The following is a 3,205-nucleotide window of genomic DNA, read 5'->3' on the forward strand; positions in this document are numbered from 1 at the left end:
AACTTAACCTTTTTCAATTCAAAATTCAAAATTTAGAATTCAAAATTTCTTAAAAGGTGGATGAATTTTTAACAGATAAACACAACCCTATCTATTTTTGCACTAAGTAATGGAAGATACTATATATCTCAAGCTCAAATAGAAGTTTAAAAGAAGAAATAGATGGAAAGGAAACAATATCATCGGGTTTTACCCTTTGTTTTATTATTTCTATTAAATTATCAACCCTTCCTTTTTCTCCCAGAATGCTACACCAGAGGTTATAAAACCCTTCCCTCTCATAATTATGGGTTACCTCTTCATATTCGTTTATAATCTCTGCACAAGATTCTATATCCTTAACCGCAATTCCCACTAATTTTGTTTCAAGCCCAAGCCTTTTATAATCAAAGATTGGTCCAATCTCCCTGATTATCCCTTTATTTTTTAAAGATAAAACAATCTCAATTACAGAGTTTTCATCTAATCCTATCCTTTCTCCTATAACCTTAAAAGGCTGTTTTTCTAAAGGAAATTCCCCTTGAAGGGCTTTTAATACCTTTTTATCCAAATCCATAGCCATTGATTCTCTTCTTAAAATCATCCATTGCCCTTTTTATATCGGAGGGGGCTGATCTTATTACAAGGTTTCCCACATAGAGAAGGAGGGAAAACTGCCATATATCGGAAACACCTTTTATAAGGCCAGTTGAAATATCCTCTTTCATGGTAAGCCTCTCCATAAAATCGTCTATTGCTTTGCTTAAAGGTCCTTCATAAATCTCAATGGATGATGTTATGTTGCTATACTTTAAAGATGGAAATTGAATGCCCCTCATAAGAAAAAATGAAGCAATGTCATCTTCAAACTCAAATCCCTCAAATATTGGAACTTCCCTGGGAAGGATTATTAAAGGCTTATGGACCAGAATTTTTCCCGAGCGAACAATGGTATCACCTAAATTTACAGAGGATTCTGCCAAAAAAATGTAATCAAGAATTGTGTGTTCAATGCTTGAAAGATAGCCTACCCTCTGCCTCAATATCTCTGTTTCTTGTTTTGCTTTCTCCCAAAGCCCTTCTAAATCCATCATAAATAAAAATGAAAAATCCGCTCCCCTACTCCAAAGTATGAAAGTCGAAAGGCTATTTGAACAATAAAATTAAAAAACCCAAAGCTCAATAATAATATAAGAATAATAAAGCCAAAAGGCTCAAGGAAGCTTACCTTAAAGGAGGTATTTGGTGGTAGGAAGTAAGCTATAATCCTTGAGCCATCAAGAGGTGGAATGGGAATAAGATTAAAAAGGCTTAAGAGAAAATTTGCTATTACAAAGCAAAGAAGGATCTGTTCAAGGTATGAACCAACAGGAATAAATGAAAGCCTTAAAATAATAGATGAAATAAGGGCAAGCCCTATATTTGAAAGAGGGCCTGCCAGGGCAACCTTAACCATATCACTTCTTGGATTATTAAGGTTATAAGAATTTACAGGAACAGGCTTTGCCCATGCGGGAACAGGAATGTGGGTAATAAAGGCAAAGAGGGGGACTAATATAGAGCCAATTGGATCAAGATGAGCCACTGGATTCAAGCTGAGCCTTCCAGAAAGCCTTGCTGTTTTATCTCCGCACGTATCAGCCACAAAAGCATGACTTACCTCGTGGATAACCACAGAAAAAAGCAAAACAGCAATGTAAATAACTAAATTCATAGTGTTTATTTAGATTTTTTGTTAATTAAAAACGATTTACGAATACCTGGCATTTATTTTAACATATTCGCTTGATAAATCACAAGTAAAAAATGAAATAGCCTCTTCTCCTTTGCCAAGGGAAATTCTTATCTCAATCTCCTTAACTTTTAATTCTTGTTTTATCTCTTCTCTATCAAAGAAAGTTATTGCTCCACAAGAGGTAACTAGATGACCCTGAAGCCAAATGCTTATTTTTTTAGGGTCTATATTTGCTTGTGCTTCCCCAATAGCTTGCAATATCCTTCCCACATTTGGGTCGCATCCATACATTGCTGTTTTTACAAGGCAAGAATTTGCAAGAGAACAAGCAACCGCCTTTGCATCTTTTTTTGTTTTTGCACCCTCTACCACAATCCTTATAAGCTTTGTTGCACCCTCTCCATCCTCTACAATCTGTCTTGCCAGGCTTGCACAGACAAAGAATAAACCTTGTGAAAATTTATTTTTATCAACCTCTTTGCTCATCCCATTTGCCATAATTATTACACTATCATTGGTTGATCTGCAACCATCAACGCTTATCCGGTTAAATGTCTCATCAACGCAAGCTTTAAGGATTCCTTGCAGGGTTTTATTGTCAAACCTTGCATCGGTTACAATAAATGAAAGCATGGTTGCCATATTTGGGTATATCATTCCAGCACCCTTTGCAATCCCTGCAATCTTGCAAAAGCCAAGGTCAATTTCTGCCTCCTTTTTTGTCTTGTCTGTTGTCATAATGCCTTCTATACAATCATCATTGCTTCCAAAAGGAAGCCTTTTAACCAGCCTTTTTATCCCAGATTCTATTTTTTCCATAGGAAGGAATTCGCCAATTTTTCCTGTTTGACCTCCTATAAGGACAGAATTATAGGGAATATTGAGGCTTTTTGCTACAATTCTTGCCATTCTTTGGACATCCCTTAAGCCCTTTACCCCTGTTCCTGTATTTGCATTCCCTGAGTTTATAAGAATAGCCTGAATTTTATTATTCCTCCTCCTTTTGTTAAAAAGGATAGAGGCTCCCTTTATCTTATTCTTTGTCCAAACACCAGCCCAATTTGCAGGATTTTCGGAATAGATTAAAGAGAGGTCTTTTTTCCTTTTCTTTATCCCACAATGAATACCACTTACCTTTATTCCAGAAATAGAAAGCAAGCCTTTCATTATTATATTTTGATATAATGATAGCATTTTTGTAAAGGGTAATTCTTGACAGGTAGGGTTTTTTTAATATAAACTTTATTCTTATGCTAAATGTAGATATCAAGGAATTATTGGAAGCAGGCATCCATTTTGGTCATCAAAGGCAGAAGTGGAATCCAAAAATGGCGAGGTATATCTATACGGTAAGGAATGACATCCATATTATTGACCTTGAAAAAGCCCTTAAGTGCCTTAATGATGCTTATGAGTTTGTAAAAAAGCTTTCTTCATCAAACGGAAATATAGTTTTTGTTGGCTCAAAAAAACAGACACAGCAGGTAATAA

Annotated in this window: 5 protein-coding genes; 1 reads left to right on the forward strand and 4 read right to left on the reverse strand. The window is 35.5% G+C overall.

Annotation, left to right across the window (positions count from 1 at the left end; translation table 11 throughout):
- Positions 1 to 91: 91 nt before the first annotated feature.
- Genes AB1397_01370 through argJ form a run of 4 tightly spaced genes read right to left on the reverse strand, consistent with a single transcriptional unit; the run spans position 92 to position 2,881 of the window.
- A complete protein-coding gene (locus tag AB1397_01370) occupies positions 92 to 583 on the reverse strand; it encodes an Lrp/AsnC family transcriptional regulator (GenBank protein MEW6481649.1) in 492 nt (163 codons plus the stop codon).
- On the reverse strand, positions 543 to 1,073 hold the full coding sequence (locus AB1397_01375; protein ID MEW6481650.1) for a hypothetical protein: 531 nt from the start codon (positions 1,071 to 1,073) through the stop codon (positions 543 to 545). Before AB1397_01375 ends, AB1397_01370 begins: the two co-directional genes overlap by 41 nt.
- Positions 1,070 to 1,693 carry a site-2 protease family protein gene (locus AB1397_01380; protein ID MEW6481651.1) on the reverse strand — a complete coding sequence of 208 codons (624 nt, stop codon included), beginning with the start codon at positions 1,691 to 1,693 and terminating at the stop codon, positions 1,070 to 1,072. Before AB1397_01380 ends, AB1397_01375 begins: the two co-directional genes overlap by 4 nt.
- 36 nt (positions 1,694 to 1,729) lie before the next feature.
- Positions 1,730 to 2,881, reverse strand: a complete 1,152-nt coding sequence (gene argJ / locus AB1397_01385) for a bifunctional glutamate N-acetyltransferase/amino-acid acetyltransferase ArgJ (protein MEW6481652.1) — start codon at positions 2,879 to 2,881, stop codon at positions 1,730 to 1,732.
- Positions 2,882 to 2,964: 83 nt separating this feature from the next.
- Here argJ and rpsB point away from each other — a divergent pair.
- On the forward strand, positions 2,965 to 3,205 hold a 241-nt coding region (rpsB, locus tag AB1397_01390; GenBank protein ID MEW6481653.1), incomplete at its 3' end, for a 30S ribosomal protein S2.

The organism is bacterium (assembly GCA_040756715.1).
Lineage (GTDB): Bacteria > UBA9089 > UBA9088 > UBA9088 > UBA9088 > JBFLYE01.

What these genes read in the sequence shown, in the direction of transcription:
- AB1397_01370 (MEW6481649.1), bottom strand. Translation starts at nt 583, where the DNA reads ATGATTTTAAGAAGAGAATCAATGGCTATGGATTTGGATAAAAAGGTA.
- AB1397_01375 (MEW6481650.1), bottom strand. Translation starts at nt 1,073, where the DNA reads ATGATGGATTTAGAAGGGCTTTGGGAGAAAGCAAAACAAGAAACAGAG.
- AB1397_01380 (MEW6481651.1), bottom strand. Translation starts at nt 1,693, where the DNA reads ATGAATTTAGTTATTTACATTGCTGTTTTGCTTTTTTCTGTGGTTATC.
- argJ (MEW6481652.1), bottom strand. Translation starts at nt 2,881, where the DNA reads ATGAAAGGCTTGCTTTCTATTTCTGGAATAAAGGTAAGTGGTATTCAT.